The sequence below is a fragment of the Streptomyces sp. NPDC102441 genome, assembly GCF_044765585.1.
Classification (GTDB): domain Bacteria; phylum Actinomycetota; class Actinomycetes; order Streptomycetales; family Streptomycetaceae; genus Streptomyces.
In genome coordinates, this window is sequence record NZ_JBIWKH010000002.1 from 502,306 (window position 1) to 522,546 (window position 20,241).

Here is a 20,241-nt window from a genome sequence, read left to right on the forward strand (position 1 = left end):
CGAGCATCTTCACATGCCGGGCCGAATATTCATATCATCTTCAATCGTCGGGGCTGTAGGGCTTCCTTCGTCCATCTCTCCTGGTTCAGGGCGAGTTGGTGGTGCCAGCACGTGTGGGGTGTTCGCCGGGTACGCCCGGTGCTGCGCCTCCCGTGCTGCCGGTGCAGGTCATGGGCGACCTTGCGGTTGCGCGGCGAAACGGTTCGGGCGCACGCCGGGGCGTCGCGCGAGGCGCTGGGAGCTGTTCCATGACGGCCGCGAAGGGGTCTCTTAGCCTCCTTCCTTGCGCTTATCAAGTTCTTTTCATCCCTTGGCAATTACTTCACAAATCCTGGCCATTGCGGTCAACTTCTGATCTGCTGTGGGGCGTTGTGCGGCGGGGGAAGTGCGAAGCGGGTGTGGTCGGCGCGGTCCGTGCCTGCGTCGCAGGACGTGACACATCTCCCCCTCCGGCGGACAGCCCGGTCACCGGCCGGGCCGACGGGTGGAAGAGGACATGCAGACGACGTTCTGGAGCCGACGCAGATTCGTGGGGGCGCTCGCGGCCGCGACAGCCGTGACAACCCTGCCGCACGTGATGCTGGCACCCCTGGCCAGGGCCGCCGACGGGGACGACGAGGCCCCCGACTCCCTGGGCCTGCCCGACACCGACCGGGCCAAGGCCGTACGGGCCTGGGTGCTGGGCGGCAAGGCCGTACGGGCAGCGGCGGAGTACGCGCTGAGCGGGACCGACGCCGACATCACCACCTTCCTCACCACGGAGTTGCCCGTCACCTTGGCGGAGGACAACCGCGTGGCGGTGCTGAGCTATCTCGCCAACGGCGGGCGGGGCATCCGCGCCGCCGCGAGCGAGGCGCTCTCCGGCGGGGACTCGGCGATATCGGAATTCGTGGAGGAGGGCTTCGCCCCGGTCGTCTCCGACGACCTGCGCGTCGCCACGCTGACCGTCCTGGCGGCCGGCGGACAGGCCGTGAAGCGAGAGGGCTCCGCGGCCCTCGACGGCAGCGGGGACGAGCCGCTGGAGAACTTCCTGCTCTCCGGCCAGTACACCGCGCGGCTGGAGGACATGCGGGTCGAGATCGTCAGCAGCCTGCTCCACGCCGGACCCGAAGAGAAGAAGTACGCCAACCGGGCCCTCAGCGGAACCGCCGACGACATCCAGTGGTACCTGGACACCGGGCAGCACATCGCCCGCGCCCGCGACCAGGAGAGCGCCACCATCGAGGCGCTGGTCGCCGTCGTCGAACGCGAGGGCAAGATCGCCCAGCAGAAGACCGACGCCGCCGTCGAAGCCTCCGCCCGCGCCCAGACGGCCGCCGACAAGGCCAAGGAAGCGGCCCAGAAGGCGGCGGCCGAGGCCGACAAGGCCAAGAACGACGTCCGCAGGTCCGCCGCCGCCGCGCGCAAGGCGGCCGGCGCAGCGAAGGGCGCCGCCGACGCGGCGCGTTCCGCGATCCGCGCCTCCGGGATCGCGATCACCGCCTCGCGCCGCGCGTCCTATGCGGCGACCGCCGCCTCCCAGGCCGCCGCCTCCGCGGGTGGCGCCGCCTCCCGTGCCTACAACGCCGCCATCGCCGCCTCCAAGGACGCGACGAAGACCGCCGCCGCCAAGGACGCGGCTGTCGCCGCGCGCAACGCCGCCGCCAAGGCGCGCTCCGCCGCCAAGGCCGCCGACAGCGCGGCGACCGCCTCGGCGCAGGCCTCCGCCGCCGGTGCCTCGGCCGCGTCCGCCGCCCGTAACGCCGCCGCCGCGGCGACCGCCTCGGCCCAGGCCGCGGCATCCGCCGGGGTCGCGCAGAGCCAGGCGGCCGAGGCTAAGCGGCAGGCGGCCATCGCCTCGACCGCCGCCGGCCAGGCGACGAACGCCGCCTCCACGGCGCAGGCCCTCGCCAACCGGGCCGCCACCGCCGCACGCGCCGCCCGCGACGCCGCGAACTCGGCCGCCGTACACGCGGACAAGGCGGCCGACGCGGCCGAGGAGGCCGTGAAGTACGCGGGCCAGGCCCGTGACTACGCCAACAAGTCGAAGGCGTACGCGGCCGAGGCCGTGAAGGCCGCCGACACCGCCACCAAGACCGTCGCCGAGGCCGTCGAGGTCGAGAAGGCGGCGCGCGAGGCGGAACTCGACAGCCTCATCCAGAACCGCGACCAGGGCATCGAGGAGGCGCGGGCCCTCGCCGCGGCCGAGGCGGAGATGCAGTCGGAGTACACCGGCAAGCGCCTTCAGCAGCAGCGGTTCACGCAGGAGACACAGGACCTGCTCGACAAGGCCGCCGAGGCCATCAACGCCGAGGACTACGGACTCGCGACGACCCTCGGGCGCAAGGCCTCCGTCAACTTCCTCGGCGCGAGCGGGAACTGGTCCCGCGAGGCGGCGCAGTTCGCCCTCGCCGGCGAGGACATGGACGTACTGAACTGGGTCGACCTCGACCGGTTCCTCGCCCAGGGCCAGGACGACCGGGAAACGGTTCTCTACATCGCCCAGACCTCCGACCCTGCCGTCGCCGCGGCGGCCGCCGCCGCACTCGCGGACGGCAGCGCCGCCGCCATCGGGGACTTCGTCACCTCGGGCATGATCCGGTCAGGCTCGGAGGAGAACCGGGTCCGCATCCTGCGCATCCTGTCGAGCAAGCCGGGCAAGGCCGTCACCAAGGCGGCCAACGACGCGCTCAACACCGGTACGCCCGAAGCCCTCCAGAAGTTCTTCGACCACGACCTGGCGGAGGCGATCAAGGAGGACGACGCCGTCACCACGATGACCGTCGTCGCCCAGGGCGGTGACTACTCCAAGGCGTACGGCGCCGTGGCGATGGCCGGGCCGGCGTGGATGCGGCGCCGCTTCGTGGAGGCGGTGCAGTACCGCGCCGCGCAACTCGACTTCGACTCGCTCAGCCACTCCGCCGCGATGCGGGCCGCGATCGCCGCCGCCGGGAAGGTCGCCCAGCACGCCCAGCAGGACGCGGCGAAGGCGTCCCAGGCCGCCGCTCTGGCCAACAACGCGGCCAACGAGGCCGAAGACTGGGGCAGGAAGGCCGTCGAGGCAAAGAACAAGGCGGATGGCTACGCGGCGGATGCGCAGAGCAACGCCGATGCCGCCGACAAGTCCGCCGCGGACGCCGCGGCCTCGGCCGCCTCGGCCTCCGCAGCCGCCGCGACCGCGCGCAGCGCCTCGCGCTCGGCCAACTACTCCGCCAACAAGGCCGTGGACGCCGCCCGCAGCGCCCTCCGGTCCTCCTCCCAGGCCCGCGCCTCCGCGGCCTCGGCGCGTCAGTCCTCGCTGGAGGCGGGCCAGGACGCCCAGACGGCCGCCAACGCCGCGTCCCAGGCCCGGAAGATCGCCTCGGACAAGCGACAGGCCGAGATCGCGAAGGCGGCCGAGGACGCCGCCAAGGAGGCGGAGAAGGACCGCGAAAACAACCACAACCCCGCCGACAACGAGCACAACGACAAGGTCAACCCGCACGGCACCGGCGACGGCGGGGACGACCCGTGGTACTCGGATGCGGGCTGGTGGGCGGACGCCTTCGAGGTGACCAGCATGGCCACCGGCCTCGTCGCCGGGGGCCTCCTCATCGCCTCGGCGTTCTTCCCGCCCGCCGCGCCCGTGCTCGGGGCGATCGCAGGGGTGCTCATCGGCGTCTCGGTGGCCACCTCGGCCCTCAGCAGTCTCTGCAACGGGATCGAATACGGCTTCACCAGCGGGAAGTTCGCCCTGTCGGCAGGCAAGACGGTCCTGAGCGTCGCGGCCATCGGCGCGGGCGTCTCGCGGGTCGTGCCCGAGATCGCCGCGCCCGTGGCCAGCGGGATCTCGAAGGTGGGCGACGGGGTCTCCTCGCTCGTCAAGAGCTTCTTCTAGGCACGGAAGCCGCCGCCCGGTCACCGAGGCCCTCGTGCCCGGGTGACCGGGCGGCCCGGCTGCGCACCCCTCTTCCACTCAGACCCGGGAGAAGACATGCCCTCACCAGTCACCGGACGGGCGCTGCCCGTCCTCGCCGCCCTCGCACTCACCATGACCCTGACCGCGACCGGCACCGCGGTCGCCTCCGGCGGTCACGCCGCACCGGCCGGTACGCCCCTCGCCGGCACCGCGACCGGAACTGCCCCCACGGACACCGCTCCGGTGGACCCCGCCGCTCCGGCCGCGACCTTGCAAGGCACCGCGTTCGCTGTCGAGGACTCGTGCTCCCCGCTCCCGGCCGGAGCCCGCGCGAAGCTGCGCAGCGCGGTCACCGCCTGTGTGAGCGTCGACGGCGCGTCCGGCAAGGCGGCCCGTACGAAGGCCCTCGTCCCGGCGGCCGACGACCCTGGCACCGGCGACGACGACGCGGATGTTCCCGACACCGACCCGGAGTTCGAGCCGGATGCCCCCGACATCGAGCCGCCCGCCCCCGCGTGCGTGGTGACCAACCCGGGCATGTGGAGCTGGAGCCGCACCGGCGGCCTGTGCCTGAACGGCGCCGAGATCACGTACACGCTCTACGACCAGTACGCCAAGCCCGTCGGCACGGGCCTCATCCGGGTCGACTCCACGCTCGCCACCTCCTACAAGTCACTGGACCTCAACGAGTCGATCACCGCCAAGCTGGTCCGGGTGACCGGTGAGGTGAAGAGCCTCGGGGTGAAGATGGAGGTGAGCTGCGACGCCGGCTGCAAGACGACGACGAAGCAGCCGTGGCTCGGTACACCCAACCTGACGCCGGGCCAGGAGAAGACCGGAAAGACCAAGTACAGCGGTGACGCATTCGCAGCGAACACCACCCGGTCCTCGTTCCGGACGAGCTACAAGATGTACGTGCTGATGCCCGGTTCCACCCCGCTCGACCCCAACGCCTCCTGGTCGAGTCCCACGGGCGGCGAGATCCGCTGCGACGCGGAGCAGCCCAAGCTGCGTGGCTGTGTCATACCGACCAACGACCTCCCGGTGCTGAGCTACTCACGGTCCCACCCGAAGTACGCGATCGTCGTACCGATCTACGAGGACATCATGCGGCGCCGGGGCACCGACGTCCTGACCGCGGCGAACCAGAGCACGGCGAAGACCAACCGTGCCGCGACCTGCACACCCTTCACCAACCTCTACCCGACGCAGAAGAACAAGGACACCTGCGACGAGTTCCCGCCCGCCAGCACGAAGGAGGGCGGCCAGGACGGCAACCTGTGCGCCGAGCTGACCCCGCAGGTCGTGAACGGGGTGTGGTCCGCCCCGGCGACCTGGCCCAACCGGCCGACCACGGGGACGGAGACCTGCGTACGGCTTCACGTGGCCGGGCGCCCCAACTACTCGGCGGGCGGAGTCCTCGGCTCCCTGCGCAAGTACCAGCGCCTCGTGGACGGCGACCGCTTCCGCATCGAGTTCACCGCCTGATGATGATCCGCCCGGGCGGATCACCCGGGACCGGGTTCACCGGCTGGAACCAGGCAACATGAGCCGGGGCCCCGTCCGCGCCGCACACGCACGGCCGGGGCCCGGCAGACCGGTACCCGACATGAACGACGGAGGCAGGATATGGAAGCAGGCGCGGATGTGCGTTCGCTCCGCTGGGCGACGGCCTGGATGTGTGTCACCTTCACCCGCGGCCTGAGCCCCGAGGAGGTGTTCACCCGGTACGGGGCCGATCCGGGCCGGGCGCGCCTGCTCGACGGGGACGCGGCCTCGGACCTTCTCCCGGGCGACGCCGCCGACGGGACGGTCTCGCTGCTGCGGGCCGGCAGGCTCGGTGAATGGACCTTCTGCGTCGAGGAGGACGGCTCCATCGGTACCTGGGAGGAATCGCTCGCAGAGCTCTCCCGTGACACCGAGACGTACAGCGTGGCGACCACCGACGGCATGAGCATCTTCCAGTACTGGCGCGACGGTGAGTGTGCCGAGCACTTCGAGCCCGGCATGGAGTACACCCGGCCCGAACAGACCGCGCCCTGGTGGGACCGGGTGGAAGCGGTGCTGGCCGCGCACGAGGACGAGGACGCCGGGACGGCGCCCGTGGTGGCGCTCGTACTCGACCACCTCGGCATCGCCCTGGACGACGCCACCCTCGACGGGCCCTGGCCCAGCCTGACGCTCGCCGAGGACGACGTGATGACGGCGCCGCCGGGAGACGCCGGTGCGGTCGAGGGGCCGGCGCCGGCCTGATCGAGGAGACGGTCTCCGCCAGGACGGGTCACCGCCGCCTCCGGGAGGCGACGGTGACCGGGCGGCTCAGTGGCCGACCGCGCAGGCGTCCCCGTTGAGCATGAACCGCGGCGGTGACGACGCGTCTCCCGTGTGTTCGATGAGATAGCCGAGAGTGATGCTCGCGCCGGGAGCGATCGTGGCGTTGTGCGGGGAGTTGACCGCCTTGATCGTGTTGCTTCCCTGGGTCAGATCCGTGTTCCAGTCGGAGACGACGGTCTGTCCGAGGGCCAGCGGGAATTCGAGCGTCCAGCCGTCCACGGGGGTGCTGCCCGTGTTGGTGACGGTGAGGCCGACCGTCGTGCCCGTGCCCCAGGTCGTCACGGTGCGGTCCACACGGCAGGTGGGTTCCTCCTGCGCGAACGACACCCGGTGCAGGCCGCCGGGCAGGTCGTTGACCACGTAGAGCTCCCCGTCGACGGTCGCGCCGATCGATGTCACCTGGGTGGGCATCTCCCCGATCTCGGCCTGCTCGTAGCCGCCGCTGCCGTCGGGTCGCAGCGCCCAGACCGTGGACGAGCAGTAGTCCGTGGCGATGTACGTGCCGCCGACCAGGCCGGCGTACTCCTGGCCCCGGTAGACGCGGCCGCCGATCACCGAACAGCCGCCGGTGTACGGCGAGTACGTGAAGACCGGCTCGGTGTACGTCTCGCCGGACACACAGTCGCCGCCGTCGAACTTCTCCAGGCCCTCGTAGCACGACCAGCCGAGGTTCAGTCCGCCCTGACCGGGGGAGAGGTGGTCGACCTCCTCCCACCGGCCCTGGCCGACGTCACCGATCCACATCGAGCCGTCGGCGCTGTCGAAGGAGAACCGCCACGGGTTGCGCAGCCCGTACAGCCAGATCTCCTCGCGGGCGCCGGAGGTGCCCACGAAGGGGTTGTCGGCGGGAACGCAGTAGGCGAGGGCGCCGCAGGCCCGGCTCACGTCGATGCGCATGATCTTGCCCAGCAGGGTGTCCAGATGCTGTGCGGAGCGCAGGGGGTCCGCGGAGCCGCCGCCGTCACCGATGCTCCAGTACAGATTGCCGTCCGGGCCGAACGCGAGCTGGCCGCCGTTGTGGTTGCTGTTCTCGGAGTGCGGCTGCGAGAGCAGGACCTCCAGGCGGGACTCGTCGAGCCGGTAGCGGGCGAGGGTTACCGCGCCGTCGGGCGGTGCCGTGTACGCCAGGTACAGGTCCTGGCTCTCGGCGAAGTCGGGCGGCAGGGCGATGCCGAGCAGTCCGCGCTCGTTGCCCGACTCGTCCACGGCCGACGTGATGTCGATGACCGGGGTCGCCTCCAGACCGGTGTCCGGGTCGTAGACGCGGACCGTGCCGGACTTCTCCGTGATGAACAGCCGGTCCGTGCCGTCGTCGGGGGCGACGAGCGCGGTGGGCCGCTTCAGCCCGGACGCGACCTGGGTGGTGGTCGCGCTGAGCGACGGCAGGGGCACGGCCGAGGCGGCCTGGGCCGCTTCCGTCCGGGGCGGCACGGTGTCGGCGGTATCCGCCGTGGCGGGGAACGAGAGGGGGGCGGTCAACAGGAGGGCCAGCAGGAGGGGTCCGGCCCAGCGGCGTCTTGACATAGATCGGCTCCAGACAAGGGGACGCTTGCGCAGCGGTGGTCTTCGCACATGGATGGTGCTTGCACGCGGTGGCGGTTCCATGGGGAGGCTCCATGGAGGGCGAGCGCGGCCAGGCCGCGGTCTCAGCGGCATGGGAGCGCTCCCGCACCAGGCTGCGCGTCGCGGCACGGGGCGGCAACGCGTGATTGCGCCACCTTCGCGCCGGGTGGCGAAAAACCGACTCCGGGGGCGTCCGCCCGCCCGGTGCTACAGCCCACCGGCCTCCATCGCGGCCCGCAGTCGGGTGCGCTGGAAACCGACCGCCTCCTGTGCGCGCGGCAACGCCCGCACTCGGCACGGGCGTTGCCATGACGGACTGGGCCACCAGGCATCCGGCGGGCAGGCCGGGGTCTGCGATGCGTTCCAGCGTGACCCCGAAGAACTCCCGCACGGCTGCGAGTGGGCGCCCGGCGCGAACTCGCGCGGTCGCCGCATCGGTAGGGGTGCGGCCCCCCTCGCGGGAGGGGCCGCACCCCGAGGCCTCAGCCCTGGGGGGCCAGGGCCGGCGGGGCGGCGTCGACGCCCCAGTTCGTCGGCTTGCCGGAGAGCTTGACCTTGATCGTGCCGGAGCGGAGCAGGTCCTCGTGAGAGACCCAGCTGCGGCGCAGCTTGCCCTTGTCCGTGCCCACGGAGGACACGTACTGGAGCTTCGACGCGCTCGCGCCCGGTGCCTCGATGCTGATCTTGCGTCCGTGCTCGGGCCGGATCTCGACCTTCTCGAACATCGGGGCGCTGACGATGTAGTTGGCGGAACCCGGCTGGGCCTCGAAGACGCCGGCCATGGCGAAGACGAGCAGCGACGAGGTGGAGCCGAGGTCGTCGTTGCCGGGCATGCCGTAGGCGTTGTCGGTGAAGAGCGTCCGCATCGCGCGCAGCACCGCCGAGGTCTTCCACGGTGCGCCGGTCCACGCGTACATCCACGGCGCGTGGAAGTCGGGCTCGTTGTTGGGATTGAAGGCGAAGTTGTTGTGGTAGTCGTACGCGCCGGTCACCCACGACTCCGAAGCGGCCTTCGCCGGATCGGAGAGCACGGTCGGCATGTCGAAGAATGTGTCCAGCCGCTGCTCAGCCTTCTCCTGACCGCCCATCAGGCCGAAGAGGGTCTGGGGGTCCTGCTGGGCGAGCCACTGGTACTGCCATGCGGTGCCCTCGTGGAACGCGCCGGACTGGGTGGGGTCGGGGTCGCCGGCCACGGTGCCGTCCGCGTTCCTCGTGACAGGGAACCCCGAGAAGCCCTGCGACGTGACGTCGTCGTCCCAGAGCTTGGTGAAGTTGTCGCATCGCGGGGCGAGCGCCGCGGCCTTGTCCTTGTAGCCGAGGCCGTCGGCCATCGTGGACAGCGCGCAGTCGGCGAGCGAATACTCGAGCGTGGCCGAGCCCGCCTGGCGGCTGTCGCCGTACGTGTAACCGGGCAGGTCCTGGTAGCCGACCCAGCCGTTCTTCACGTACGTCGGGTTGCCGTCACGGCCGCGGAAGGCCGACTGGTCCGAGGGGACTTCGTTGACGTTCTTCCAGAGTGCTTCGAAGAGCTGTCGCGAGGTGCGGTCGTCGAGCAGGCCCCGGTTGTAGATGTCGACGACCCACGGGGTGACGGGATCGCCGCTCATCACGTTGGTCTCGCCGTTGCCGAGGCCCCAGCGCGGCAGCCAGCCGCCGTCCTTGTAGACGCGCAGCACGGACTTGGCCATGTCCGCGGCCTTGTCCGGGTTGAGCAGGGCCACCAGCTGGTTCTGCGAGCGGTAGGTGTCCCAGAGCGAGAACATCTGGTAGTACGTGGAATCCGCGCGGTGCACCTTGTCGTCGAAGCCGCGGTAACGGTTGTCGACGTCGGACCCGATCGACGGGTGCAGCAGCGAGCGGTAGAGCGCGCTGTAGTAGGTGCGCTGGTCGGCGGTGCTGCCACCGGCCACGCGCATGCGGTTCAGCTCGTCCTGCCAGGCGTCGTGCGCGCCGGTGCGCGCCTTGTCGAACGAGCGCGGCTGCTCGGTCCTGCGGTTGAGGCGCGCGCCGTCGGCCGAGGTGTAGGAGAGGCCCACCGAGGCACCGACCTGGTCGCCATCGGACGGGTCGAACGACAACCAGGCGCCGGCGCGCTCGGTGCCGCGTGTCGCCTCGCGCCGGTTCGGGGTGAGGGTGTCGTCGGACCAGGTGCCGAACTTCGAGAACGTACGGTCGAACTTGGCGCTGAAGTAGATCCGGTAACGCTCCTTGCCGGTCTCACCGCAGAAGTTGCCTCCCTGGAGCCAGCCCTCCACGGTGTCGTCACCGACCACCTTGATGTCGCCGGCATAGGTGCTGCCGTTGCTCTGGCCGCTCTCGATGAGGACGTTCTGCGATGTCGCCCCGGCGGGGAAGGTGTAGCGGTGCTGGCCGGTGCGCTCGGTCGCACTGAGTTCGGCCTGGATGTCGTTGTCAAACTTCACGCCGTAGTAGCCCGGCGCGCGGGTCTCGTTGTCATGGCTGAACTTCGCGCCGTACTGGGCCGGGTCGGACGACGTGACCGCACCGGTGGTCGGCATGAACCGGAAGTTGCCCATCGTCTGACAGCCGACACCCGAGAGGTGGGTGTGGCTGAAGCCGAGGATGGTGTCCTGCGCGTAGTCGTAGGAGGCGTACTTGTTCAGCTGTGTGTCGGGGCTCAGCTGCACCATGCCGAACGGGGCGGTGGCGCCCGGGAAGGTCGTCCCGTCCCCGTTGTTGCCTATCGATGTGTCGACAAGAGTGGTGGGGTCATCGGCGAACTTCGGTCCCTGCTCCTTGGCGTAGGCGACGCCGGAGGTGACGGAAGCCGCGGCCACGGTGGCGGTGACCAACAAGGTGGTGAACACGCGCTGCAACGCTCTCATCGCGATCCTCTCGTAGACAACGTTGTCAATTTCGAGCTCGACGATCTTTGCCGTTGCCACGCTGTTCCGTCAACCCATCGTTGCCACTTCGGCTGCCCGGGTGCCGGGCCCGGACGGGACCGGGCCGAAGCATCCGCCGCGAGGGCTCGTTACCATCCCCTGTGACCGAAACAGCCGAACAAGGTGTATCCCGCACCCGCATACTCGCCGACCTGACGCCCCTGCGTTCGTCCCCCGACTACAGGCGGCTCTGGTTCGGGAACACCGTTTCCTGGATCGGGCAGGGCATGACGGCGCTGGCCGTCTCCCTCCAGGTCTACGACATCACCGGGTCCGCGTTCTCCGTCGGGCTGATCGGCCTCTGTTCACTCGTTCCGCTGGTGCTCCTCGGGCTGTACAGCGGGGCCGTCGCCGACACCGTCGACCGGCGCAAGCTGGGGCTCTTCAGCGCGACCGGGTCGTTCCTGCTCTCCCTCGTGCTGGCAGTGGTGACCTTCGCCGGTGTCGAGCACATAGGTCTGCTCTACGCGGTCGTCGCCCTCCAGGCCGTCTGCTTCGCGCTCAACTCCCCGGCCCGGAGCTCGATGATCGCCCGGCTGCTCCCGGCCGGACAGCTGCCCGCCGCCAACGCGCTCAACGCCATGACATCCACCACCGGCGGCCTGGCCGGCCCGATGCTCGGCGGCCTCATCGTCGGCTGGTGGGGCTACCGGGCGGCGTACACCGTCGACGCCGTCACCTTCACCGCCTCGCTCTACGCGATGTGGCGGCTGCCCTCGATGCTGCCCGACCGGGCGGAGGGGGAGAAGGGCGCCAAGCGGGCGTCCGTCATGGACGGTCTGCGTTTCCTCGGCACCCGGCCCAACCTTCGGATGACCTTCTTCAGCGACCTGAGCGCCATGGTGCTCGCCCACCCCCGCGCCCTCTTCCCGGTGGTCGCCGTGGTCTGGTTCGGTGGCGACGCGAAGACCACCGGACTGCTGGTCGCGGCCCCGGCGCTGGGCGCACTGCTCGGCAGCATCTTCTCCGGGTGGCTGGGGCGCATCCGCCGGCACGGGCTCGCGGTGCTGATCGCCGTCGCCTGCTGGGGCGGAGCCATCGCCGTGTTCGGGCTCACCCGGCAGCTCTGGCCCGGGCTGGTCCTTCTCGCGCTCGCCGGGTGCGCCGACTCCATATCCATGGTCTTCCGCAACACCATGCTCCAGGCGGCGGTGCCGGACGACATGCGGGGCCGGCTTCAGGGCGTGTTCATCGTCGTCGTCGCGGGCGGCCCCCGGCTCGGCGATCTCGTGGCCGGTTCCGTCGCCGATCTGACATCGCCGGCCGTGGCGGTGACCGGCGGCGGCATCGCATGCGTGCTGGTGGTGTGCCTGCTGGGGCTGCGCTGGCGCGGCTTCGCCCGGTACGACGCACGCGATCCGCAGCCGTAGGGGCCGGGGGCCGGGGCCGGTCAGGAGACGTCCGGCATCCCGCCGCCCGTCGTCGTGGGGTCGAACACCGAGAAAACCGCGCCCTGCGGGTCCGTCAGGGACGCGAACCGGCCGAACGGGATGGTCATCGGGCCGAACCGGAGCTCCGCCCCCAGCGACTTCGCCTTCTCCACCGCCGCGTCGCAGTCGGCGACGGTGAAGTACACGTTCAGATGGGCCGGCACCTGGGACGGGAACTCCTCTCCCATCTTCATCCGGCCGAGTACCGGGTCGGCACCCAGGTCGTAGAGCGAGAAGTCGATCGAGGCGTCGTCCAGGTGTTTCACGCCGTACCCGAAGACGGCAGGGAAGAAGGCGTCCGCCTTCGCCGGCTCCCGGGTGAAGATCTCCGCCCAGGCGTAGGCGCCGGGCACCGCCCGCGCCTCGAACCCCTCATGGCTGTCCGCCTGCCACACCCCGAAGGCCGCCCCGCCGGGGTCGGCGGCCAGCACCATCGTCCCGAAGTCGCCGACCCGCATCGGCTCGACCAGCACCTCGCCCCCGTGCTCGCGGATCTTCGCGGCGGTGGCGGTGGCGTCCGGCGACGCCATGTACAGGCACCAGGCGGGCGGCACCTCCTGGCCGGGCATGGGCGGCGACAGCGCGGCGACCGCCTTGCCGTCCACGTAGGCCTGGGTGTAGTTGCCGTACTCCGGCATCGAGTCGCCGTACGTCCACCCCAGGAGCTCACCGTAGAAGCGCTTCGCCCCTTCCAGGTCGCCGAACGTGCCGTCGGCCCAGCAGGGAGTGCCCTCGGATTCTGCGGCCATGACTCGGACCTTTCTTCGCTCGACGGATGGTCCTCCCGTCACGCTAACCAAGCCCCGCCCGAGCGGCGCGCCGAACGCGTCTCAGTGCTCGGGCCCGGGGGCGCCGACCACCGAGCGGGCGACCCCGAGCTCCACCAGGTCCTGGGGGCGAAGCCGGAGCTGGTCGGCGGTGGACCTCACCTCCTCCGGGCCGCGCTTCAGGATGGCCGCCGCCAGTTCGGGTGCGATCACCGAGAAGTAACTGTCCGCCGTGACATGGGTGTTGTCCGGGGCCGCCAGGGCCAGCGCGCCGCCGGATCCGCCCTCGCCGATCACCAGCGTCGTCACGGGGACCCGGGCGCCGGCGACCGCCGCGAAGGCGTCGGCGATGGCGGCGCCCGCACCCGCCCGTTCCGCCTCCGCGTCGTTGGCGGCGCCAGGGGTGTCGACCAGGGTCAGCACGGGGAGGCCGAGCCGGTCCGCGAGCCGGATCAGCCGGGCCGCCGTGCGGTAGCCCGCAGGGCGGGTCGCGGTGCCGCACTGGGCGGCGTACGCGACGGGCCGCCCTGCGTGCAGGCCCACCCCGCAGAGCAGCCCCGGGTCCCTGCCGCCGCACCGGTCGCCGCTCAACGGCAGCCGGTCCTCGAAATACGCGTCCAGATAGGCCTCGGCCCGTGGCCGCGCCGCCGCCCGTGCCTGCTCCACCGCCTCCCAGCCGGTCTCCGGAAGTCCCGCGGACGACAGCGCGCCCGGCACCGGAGCGGCCCGCACCGGCCCGGTGACGGTCAGCACGGCCAGCCAGCGGCCCAGCGTCCCGGGCAGCTCCCCGGGCGTGACGACCGCGTCGACCTGGCCCGCCGCGAGCTGACCCTCGGCGGTGTACGCGTACGGATCCGCGCCGGCGGGCCGCACCCGGGAACCCGCGAACCCGATCTGCGCCCCGGGCAGCGCCAGCACCACGTCGGAGCCGGCCCCCACGGTGGCCCAGCCGCCCCCGGTCGTCGGATCCCGCAGCACCGCGATCTGCGCCAGCCCCTCGGCCCTCAGCCGTGTGGACGCGCGGGCGACCCGCTGAAGCTGTATCAGCGCGATCATGCCCTCCTGCATCCGGCTGCCCCCGGTGGCCACGAGTGAGACGAGCGGCAGCCGCCGCTCACCCGCCAGGGCGTACGCGGCCTCCAGGCGGTCCCCGGTGCGAGCGCCCAACGAGCCGCCCAGGAAGCCGAATTCGAACGAGACCAGCACGCACTCCCGGTCGCCGACGACAGCCGTCCCGTACAGCACGGACTCCTCCTCACCGGTCCGCTCCGAGGCACGCGCCCTGGACTCCGCGTAACCGCTCCAGCCGAGCGGGCCGTCCGGGGATACGGGGCGGGCGGCCGCGCGGTGTTCCGTGAAGCTCCCGGCGACGGCGACGGCCCCGATCGCCTCCCGCGCCGACATGCGTGTGCGTACGGAGTCAGACACCGAGTGACCTCTTCATGATCTTGCCCAGCTCGTTCCGGGGCAGCACGTCGAGGTAGCGGACGACGCGCGGGCGCTTGTGCGGTGCCAGCAGGCCGGCGACATGGTCCGCCAGCTCCTGCTCTCCGGGAGGCGATCCGGGGTCGTACGGCACCACCCAGGCGACGATCCGCTCACCGAGGTCCACGTCGGGCTCCCCGGTGACGGCCGCCTCCCGCACGCCGGGATGGTCGAGCAGGGCGTTCTCGATCTCGCCCGCACCGATCTTGTAGCCGCCGCTCTTGATGAGATCGGTGGCCTTGCGCCCGACGATCCTCACGTAGCCGTCGGGGTCGACCGTGGCCATGTCGCCCGTACGGAAGAAGCCGTCCTCGGTGAAGGCGGCCGCCGTGGCGTCCGGCCGGTTCAGATAGCCGGTGAAGAGGTTCGGGCCGCGCACCTGGATCTCGCCGATGGACGCCATGTCCTGGAGCACCGTGCCGTCCTCCTCGACGAGCCTGAGCTCCACGCCCGGCAGCGGCGCCCCGACCGTCCCGGCGCGCGGTGCGCCGTCGGCCCGTACGCCCGTGTTCATCAGGGTCTCCGTCATCCCGTACCGCTCGATGACCCCGCGGCCGGTGGCGGCGGCGATCCGTTCCTGGTCGTGGACCGGCAGCGCGGCGGATCCCGATACCAGCAGCCGGGCGCCGGCCAGGGCCTTCGCGAGGGTCCCCGGCCCGGCGTGACCCTCCAGCGCGCCGGCCAGCCGGTGGTACATCGTGGGCACACCGAACAGCATCGTTCCCCCGGAGAGCAGCTCCCGCGCCACGCCTTCCGCGGTGAACCGGCCGAGGTGACGCACGGAGCCGCCCCGGCGCAGCGGTCCGAGGACGCCCAGGATCAGCCCGTGCACATGGAACAGCGGCAGGGCGTGGACGAGGACGTCCTCGCCGGTCCACCCCCACGCGTCCTCCAGCGCGTCCAGCGTCGCCGCGATCGCCCGGCGGGGCAGGACGGCGCCCTTGGGCGGACCCGTCGTGCCGGAGGTGTAGACGATCAGGGCCGGGGATTCCACGGAGAGCTCCGGGAGGTCAATTTCCCGCGAGCGGGCAGCTGTGTCGACATCGAGCCGCTCCAGCCCGCCCAGTGCCGGCGGCAGTACGTCGTCGGCCCGGGCCAGCACCGTCGAGGGCGCGCTGTCGGCGACGATGTGGGCGAGTTCCCGCTCGCCGGTCTTCGGGTTGAGCGGCACGGCGGGCACCCCCGCCCGGAGTGCCGCGACGACGGCGACCACCGTCTCCGGGGTGGCCGTGGCCCAGACGGCGACGCGTCCCGCTCCGGAGATCCGGGCGGCGAGTGACGCGGACGCCTCGTCCAACTGTGCGTAGGTCAGGACGTGTTCGCCGAACCGGACAGCCTCGGGGGAGTCCGTCCGGCCGGACGCTCCGCGCAACGCGGGCAGAAGAGAGGTCACCCGGCGAAGCCTAGGCCGTATCCACGCACTCCCGAAGAGGCCGTCAGCCCTCCCGCCGGATGGTCCGCATCCGGCCGTAGGCGTACACGGAGCCCGCCAGCGCCAGGTCGGAGAGCAGCATGAAGCCGATCGAGTACGAGTCCTTCGCGCTGTAGATCGCGCCCATGACCAGCGGCGGTACGAACCCGCCGAGCCCGCCCATCGCGCCGACGATGCCGGTCACGCTGCCCACCTCGGCCTGCGGTGTCACCTGTGAGACCAGGGCGAAGACGCTGCCGCTCGCGGTGCCGAGGCCGGCCGCCATGCAGAGCAGCGCGATCGTGCCGAGCGGATCCAGGCCGGGGTCGAAGGCCTGGACGATGGCCATCAGTGCCGCCAGCAGCAGAGCCCCGGCCGTGACCAGGGCGGGGTGCACGCGGTCCGACAGCCAGCCGCCGACCGGCCGGAAGATGACGGTGACCAGTGCGAATCCCGCCGCCTTGGTGCCCGCCTCGGTCGGTGACATCTCGTACCAGGTCTTCAGATACGTCGGCAGGTACACCCCGAACGCGACGATGCCGCCGAAGCCGATCGCGTACAGCGCGGACAGTTCCCAGGTCACCCTCAGCCGGCCCGCCTCGCCCAGCCGGTGGGCCAGGGAGTCCGTGGGCACCTTGCGCCCCGGGTGGTCGGTGATGAGGACCGCCGCGAGCAGCGAGTAGACCAGCAGCGCGCCGGCGACGATCCAGAACGGCAGGTCCTCGCTGTGCTTGGCGATCCTCGGCGTGAAGTAGCCGGACAGCGCGACGCCGCCCATGCCCATCCCGAACACCCCGAGCGCGAGCCCCCGTTCCGCGGGCGGGAACCACGAGTTGACCAGGGGGATACCGATCGCGAACGTCGTGCCGCCGAGGCCGAGCAGGAAGCCGACGGCCAGCATCGCCCCGTAGGAGTCCTTCGCCGGGATGAGCAGCAGCACCGGGACGATGGTCAGGGCCGAGACGGCCGGGAACATCAGCCTGGCGCCGAACTTGTCGGTCAGCGCGCCCGCCGGGATCCGGCCGAGCGAACCGACGAGCACGGGCACCGCCACCAGCAGCGACTGCTGGAAGGAGCTCAGACCGAGCCGTTCCTTGAAGTCACCGGACAACGGCGAGATCAGGTTCCACGCCCAGAAGGTGAGCGTGAATCCGATCGTGGCCACGATCAGGTTCCGGTAGGCGGCGGCGGACTGTCTCCGGTCCGGGGCGGGGGCCTGCTTGGCGGTTGTCTCCACACCGCAAGTCAAGGGCGCGGGGGAGTGCGTGGCACGGCGGGCTGGGCCATCCGGGTAAGGGCCTCGCACGGCAGACGCCCCATGGGCGGAGGGCCTCTCCACGGCTCGTGGAGCGGCCTCTCGCCCGCCGTTTCCCGCCCCGGGCTGAGACAATCACCGGTATGGACCGGCTGGACAGAGAGATCCTCGGCATTCTCCAGGAGGACGCCCGGATCTCGTACCGCGATCTGGGCGTACGCGTGGGCCTCAGCGCCAACGCGGCGGGCGACCGTGTACGCCACATGCGCCGCGACGGGGTGATCCGCGGCTTCACGGTCATCGTCGACCCGGCCGCCGACACCCGTTCCGGCCTCGTCGTCTTCATCGACGTGTCACTGCGTCTCGACACGACGAACGAGGAGTTCGAACGCTCGGTGCTCACCCTGCCCGGCATCACCGAGGTGGTGCATGTGACAGGCCCCCACGACTACCTCGTACGCGCCACGGCAGCCGACCCCGGCTCGCTGGACGCGCTGTTGCGCCGGCTGAAGAAGGACGCGGGCGTCGCGCACTCCAACACCCGGGTCGCCCTCAGAGCGGCGCCGTCCAGGTAACCGTCGGCGACCTCTCGCCGCCCTCGCCACGCCCGTCGTCCGCGACCATCAGCCGCACCGCCGCACGCCCGTCCGGCAGCCGCGCCGTCGCGTCCACCTCCACCTCGACGGCCGACACCCCCGCCCGCCGGTGCGCGGCGGCGAGCGCCCCGCGCAGCACGTCGAGCAGTTCGCCGTCCACCGGCTCCGTCACCAGGGCGTCCACCGCGCCGGTGAACTGCACAGACGGCTGGAAGCCGAGCACCGCGGCCGCGCCGCCCGTCTCACGGAGGATCCGGCCGCGGAAGGTCGTGGGGGCCTCGGCCGGCGGCTGCTGGAGCGCGAAGATCGCGGTCCTGACCTCCTGGATCGTGGAGTCCAGCTCGTCGACCGCGTGTCCGAGCAGCTCGGCCGTCCCGGTGTCGCCCGCCAGGTCCTTGCGGCGGGTCGACTCCAGCATCATCTCCGTCGCGAACAGCCGTTGTACGACGAGGTCGTGCAGATCACGGGCGATGCGGTCGCGGTCCTCGTAGACCGCCAGCTGTTCCCGGTAGTGCTGCGCGTCGGCCATCACCAGGGCCAGCGCGGCCTGGGAGGCGAACTGCGAGGCGAGCTGCCGGTCCAGCGCCGTGTAGGGGGCCTCTCCCCGCCGCCGGGGGAGCGCGAGGGTGCCGATGAGCCTGCCCCCGTTCTCCAGGGGCAGCATCATGCTGGGGCCGAACCTGGACCGTACGTGCGTGGTCATCCGGTCGTCCGTCGCGGAGTCCTCGATGAAGACCTCCTCGCCGCCCAGCAGCTGGACGAGGACGGGGGAGCCCGGTTCGATGGCCGTGCCGACGAGGCCGGCCGGATCGTCGAGGGTGGAGGCGGCGACGATCTCCATCCCGCCGCCCGAGGTCGGCAGGAGGATCACTCCGGCCGCCGCACCGGCCAGCACCCTGGCCCGCTCGGCGACGGTCGTCAGGGCGTCCGTCGTGCCCGCCCCGGTCAGCAGCGCCCGGGTGACGGCCGCCGCTCCCTCGATCCAGTGCTCCCGCTGCCGGGCGGCCTCGTACAGGTGGGCGCCACTGATCGCCGCGGCGGCCTGCGAGGCGAGCAGCCGCACCAGCGCCGACTCGGTGTCAGTGAAGCGCCCCGGGCCCTCGGCGGTGAGGCAGAGACTGCCGAGCACCTCGGTGTGCAGCCGGACGGGCGCGCCGAGGAAGGAGCGCATCGGGAGGAGCGGTTCCGGCAGTGCGCGGGGGTGCGGGCCTGCCGTCAGGTCGTCGACGCCCACGGCCTGTGTGTCGTCCACGAGGGTTCCGAGGACTCCTGTACGCCCGTCCAGGAGCGGGCTCGCGGTGTGGCGTTCGCTGTCGGACAGGCCGGTGGTGAACAGGTCGGTGACATGGCGGTCCTCCCCGTGGAGGAGGGCCAGGGCGCCGTAGCGCGCCCCGGCCAGCGCCGTGGCGGTGTCCACGATGTGCTGGAGGGTGGTCCGCAGGTCGAGATCCGTCCCGGCCACCGGCGAGCCCGCCGGCTTCAGCCGGCGAGCGGGGCGAGGGCCAGCGGCTGGACCGTGCCGTCCAGCATCGCTCCGAGCCCCAGCACCGAGCACACGTCGGGACGCTCGCCGATGTTCACCGGCACGCCCGTGGCGTCGCGCAGCATCTGGTCGAGCCCCGGCAGCAGGGCGCTGCCGCCGACCATCATGATCCCGGACTCCGCGATATCGGCCACCAGGTCGGGCGGGCAGTCGCGCAGCACCTTGCCCAGCCCGTCGAGCACCGCGGTGAGCGGGGTGTGGATCGCCTGGCGTACGGCGGCGGTGTCGACCTGCACCGAGCGGGCAAGACCGGTGGCCACGTCACGGCCGTGGATCTCCGTCACCGCCGGGCCGTTGAGCGTGAGGCCGTTGCCCCGGAGCGCCAGTTGCAGGGGGCGCACGGACTGGCTGGGCAGCATCAGTTCGTGGTGTTGGCGCAGATGCTGGATGACCGCGTGGTCGATGGCCTCGCCGCCGATCGGGATGCGTACGGCGGTCACGATCGAGCCGAGCGAGAGCACGGCGATCTGGGTGGTGGCCGCCCCGCAGACCATGATCATGGTGGCGGTCGGCTGTTCGACGGGCAGCCCGCAGCCGATGGCCGCGGCGATCAGGGTGTCGACCAGCTCCACCCGCCGCGCGCCGAGCCCCACGAGGGTCTCGACGGCCGCCCGCTGGGCCAGCGGATCGGCGTCGTGCGGGACGCAGGCGGCGGCGCGCAGCCGGGGCTTGCGGCGCAGCTGGCGGCGGAGCTTCTCCCCGAGCAGATGGCGCAGCATGCGCTGCGCCATGTCGATGTCGACGACGGTGCCGCCGGAGACCGGGCGGGCCACCCGGATGTACGCGGGCGTACGGCCGGTCATCTGTTCGGCGAGCGCGCCGACGGCGATGAGCGAGCCGGTGCGCGTGTTCACGGCGGCGACACTGGGCTCGTCGACGACGAGCCCCACTCCCTTGATGTACACACGGGTCCTCGCGGCCCCGAGATCGACGGCGATATGGCAACGGCGCAGCTGTTCGAGACTGACGGTCACGGCAGGTTCTCCCGAGAGCGCTGACGGAGGGCACCGGCGGCAGCCGGCTGTCCTGGCATCGTCGCGCCGTGGCAGGTGCGGCGCGCGCTGGGTGAGCCGT

The 20,241-nt window shown here is 71.7% G+C and carries 13 protein-coding genes; 5 read left to right on the top strand and 8 right to left on the bottom strand.

What is annotated here, in order from left to right; translation table 11 throughout:
* Positions 1-496: 496 nt before the first annotated feature.
* From ACIREO_RS05805 to ACIREO_RS05815, 3 genes are all read left to right on the top strand, one after another.
* The gene (locus tag ACIREO_RS05805; protein WP_404105513.1) at positions 497-3,856 is read left to right on the top strand and encodes an ALF repeat-containing protein; all 3,360 of its coding nucleotides are present in this window, start codon (positions 497-499) and stop codon (positions 3,854-3,856) included.
* A 96-nt stretch (positions 3,857-3,952) separates the two neighbouring features.
* A complete protein-coding gene (locus tag ACIREO_RS05810; RefSeq protein WP_404105516.1) occupies positions 3,953-5,365 on the top strand; it encodes a hypothetical protein in 1,413 nt (470 codons plus the stop codon).
* A gap of 141 nt (positions 5,366-5,506) precedes the next feature.
* The gene (locus ACIREO_RS05815; protein ID WP_404105519.1) at positions 5,507-6,130 is read left to right on the top strand and encodes a DUF6461 domain-containing protein; all 624 of its coding nucleotides are present in this window, start codon (positions 5,507-5,509) and stop codon (positions 6,128-6,130) included.
* A 66-nt stretch (positions 6,131-6,196) separates the two neighbouring features.
* Here ACIREO_RS05815 and ACIREO_RS05820 read toward each other — a convergent pair whose 3' ends face one another.
* Together ACIREO_RS05820 and ACIREO_RS05825 are read right to left on the bottom strand one after the other, a co-directional pair.
* Positions 6,197-7,735, bottom strand: coding sequence for a PQQ-dependent sugar dehydrogenase (locus ACIREO_RS05820; protein ID WP_404105521.1), 1,539 nt, complete (start codon positions 7,733-7,735; stop codon positions 6,197-6,199).
* Positions 7,736-8,256: 521 nt separating this feature from the next.
* Positions 8,257-10,680: a GH92 family glycosyl hydrolase gene (locus ACIREO_RS05825; RefSeq protein ID WP_404105524.1), complete on the bottom strand. Its 2,424-nt coding sequence runs from the start codon at positions 10,678-10,680 to the stop codon at positions 8,257-8,259.
* A gap of 101 nt (positions 10,681-10,781) precedes the next feature.
* On the opposite strand from ACIREO_RS05825, the gene ACIREO_RS05830 reads away from it, so the two are divergent.
* Complete coding sequence (locus tag ACIREO_RS05830; RefSeq protein WP_404105527.1) at positions 10,782-12,050, top strand: MFS transporter; 1,269 nt, start codon at positions 10,782-10,784, stop codon at positions 12,048-12,050.
* 20 nt (positions 12,051-12,070) lie between these two features.
* On the opposite strand, the gene ACIREO_RS05835 is transcribed toward ACIREO_RS05830, so the two are convergent.
* From ACIREO_RS05835 to ACIREO_RS05850, 4 genes are all read right to left on the bottom strand, one after another.
* Entirely contained in the window at positions 12,071-12,859 is a 789-nt protein-coding gene (locus tag ACIREO_RS05835) for a VOC family protein (protein WP_404105530.1), read from the bottom strand.
* Between the two features lie 81 nt (positions 12,860-12,940).
* Complete coding sequence (locus tag ACIREO_RS05840; protein WP_404105757.1) at positions 12,941-14,281, bottom strand: carboxyl transferase domain-containing protein; 1,341 nt, start codon at positions 14,279-14,281, stop codon at positions 12,941-12,943.
* Positions 14,282-14,297: 16 nt separating this feature from the next.
* Positions 14,298-15,755 carry an acyl-CoA synthetase gene (locus ACIREO_RS05845; RefSeq protein WP_404105534.1) on the bottom strand — a complete coding sequence of 486 codons (1,458 nt, stop codon included), beginning with the start codon at positions 15,753-15,755 and terminating at the stop codon, positions 14,298-14,300.
* Between the two features lie 43 nt (positions 15,756-15,798).
* Positions 15,799-17,010 carry a nitrate/nitrite transporter gene (locus ACIREO_RS05850; protein WP_404105537.1) on the bottom strand — a complete coding sequence of 404 codons (1,212 nt, stop codon included), beginning with the start codon at positions 17,008-17,010 and terminating at the stop codon, positions 15,799-15,801.
* A 161-nt stretch (positions 17,011-17,171) separates the two neighbouring features.
* On the opposite strand from ACIREO_RS05850, the gene ACIREO_RS05855 reads away from it, so the two are divergent.
* The gene (locus ACIREO_RS05855; protein ID WP_404105540.1) at positions 17,172-17,603 is read left to right on the top strand and encodes an Lrp/AsnC family transcriptional regulator; all 432 of its coding nucleotides are present in this window, start codon (positions 17,172-17,174) and stop codon (positions 17,601-17,603) included.
* On the opposite strand, the gene ACIREO_RS05860 is transcribed toward ACIREO_RS05855, so the two are convergent.
* Together ACIREO_RS05860 and ACIREO_RS05865 are read right to left on the bottom strand one after the other, a co-directional pair.
* A complete protein-coding gene (locus ACIREO_RS05860) occupies positions 17,581-19,086 on the bottom strand; it encodes a GAF domain-containing protein (RefSeq protein ID WP_404105543.1) in 1,506 nt (501 codons plus the stop codon). The genes ACIREO_RS05855 and ACIREO_RS05860 overlap by 23 nt on opposite strands.
* 17 nt (positions 19,087-19,103) lie before the next feature.
* Positions 19,104-20,141: a rod shape-determining protein gene (locus ACIREO_RS05865; RefSeq protein WP_404105546.1), complete on the bottom strand. Its 1,038-nt coding sequence runs from the start codon at positions 20,139-20,141 to the stop codon at positions 19,104-19,106.
* Positions 20,142-20,241: the final 100 nt, after the last annotated feature.

Excerpts from the sequence above, each read along its gene's own strand:
- ACIREO_RS05805 (WP_404105513.1), top strand. The coding sequence starts at position 497 with ATGCAGACGACGTTCTGGAGCCGACGCAGATTCGTGGGGGCGCTCGCG.
- ACIREO_RS05810 (WP_404105516.1), top strand. The coding sequence starts at position 3,953 with ATGCCCTCACCAGTCACCGGACGGGCGCTGCCCGTCCTCGCCGCCCTC.
- ACIREO_RS05815 (WP_404105519.1), top strand. The coding sequence starts at position 5,507 with ATGGAAGCAGGCGCGGATGTGCGTTCGCTCCGCTGGGCGACGGCCTGG.
- ACIREO_RS05820 (WP_404105521.1), bottom strand. The coding sequence starts at position 7,735 with ATGTCAAGACGCCGCTGGGCCGGACCCCTCCTGCTGGCCCTCCTGTTG.
- ACIREO_RS05835 (WP_404105530.1), bottom strand. The coding sequence starts at position 12,859 with ATGGCCGCAGAATCCGAGGGCACTCCCTGCTGGGCCGACGGCACGTTC.
- ACIREO_RS05840 (WP_404105757.1), bottom strand. The coding sequence starts at position 14,281 with ATGTCGGCGCGGGAGGCGATCGGGGCCGTCGCCGTCGCCGGGAGCTTC.
- ACIREO_RS05855 (WP_404105540.1), top strand. The coding sequence starts at position 17,172 with ATGGACCGGCTGGACAGAGAGATCCTCGGCATTCTCCAGGAGGACGCC.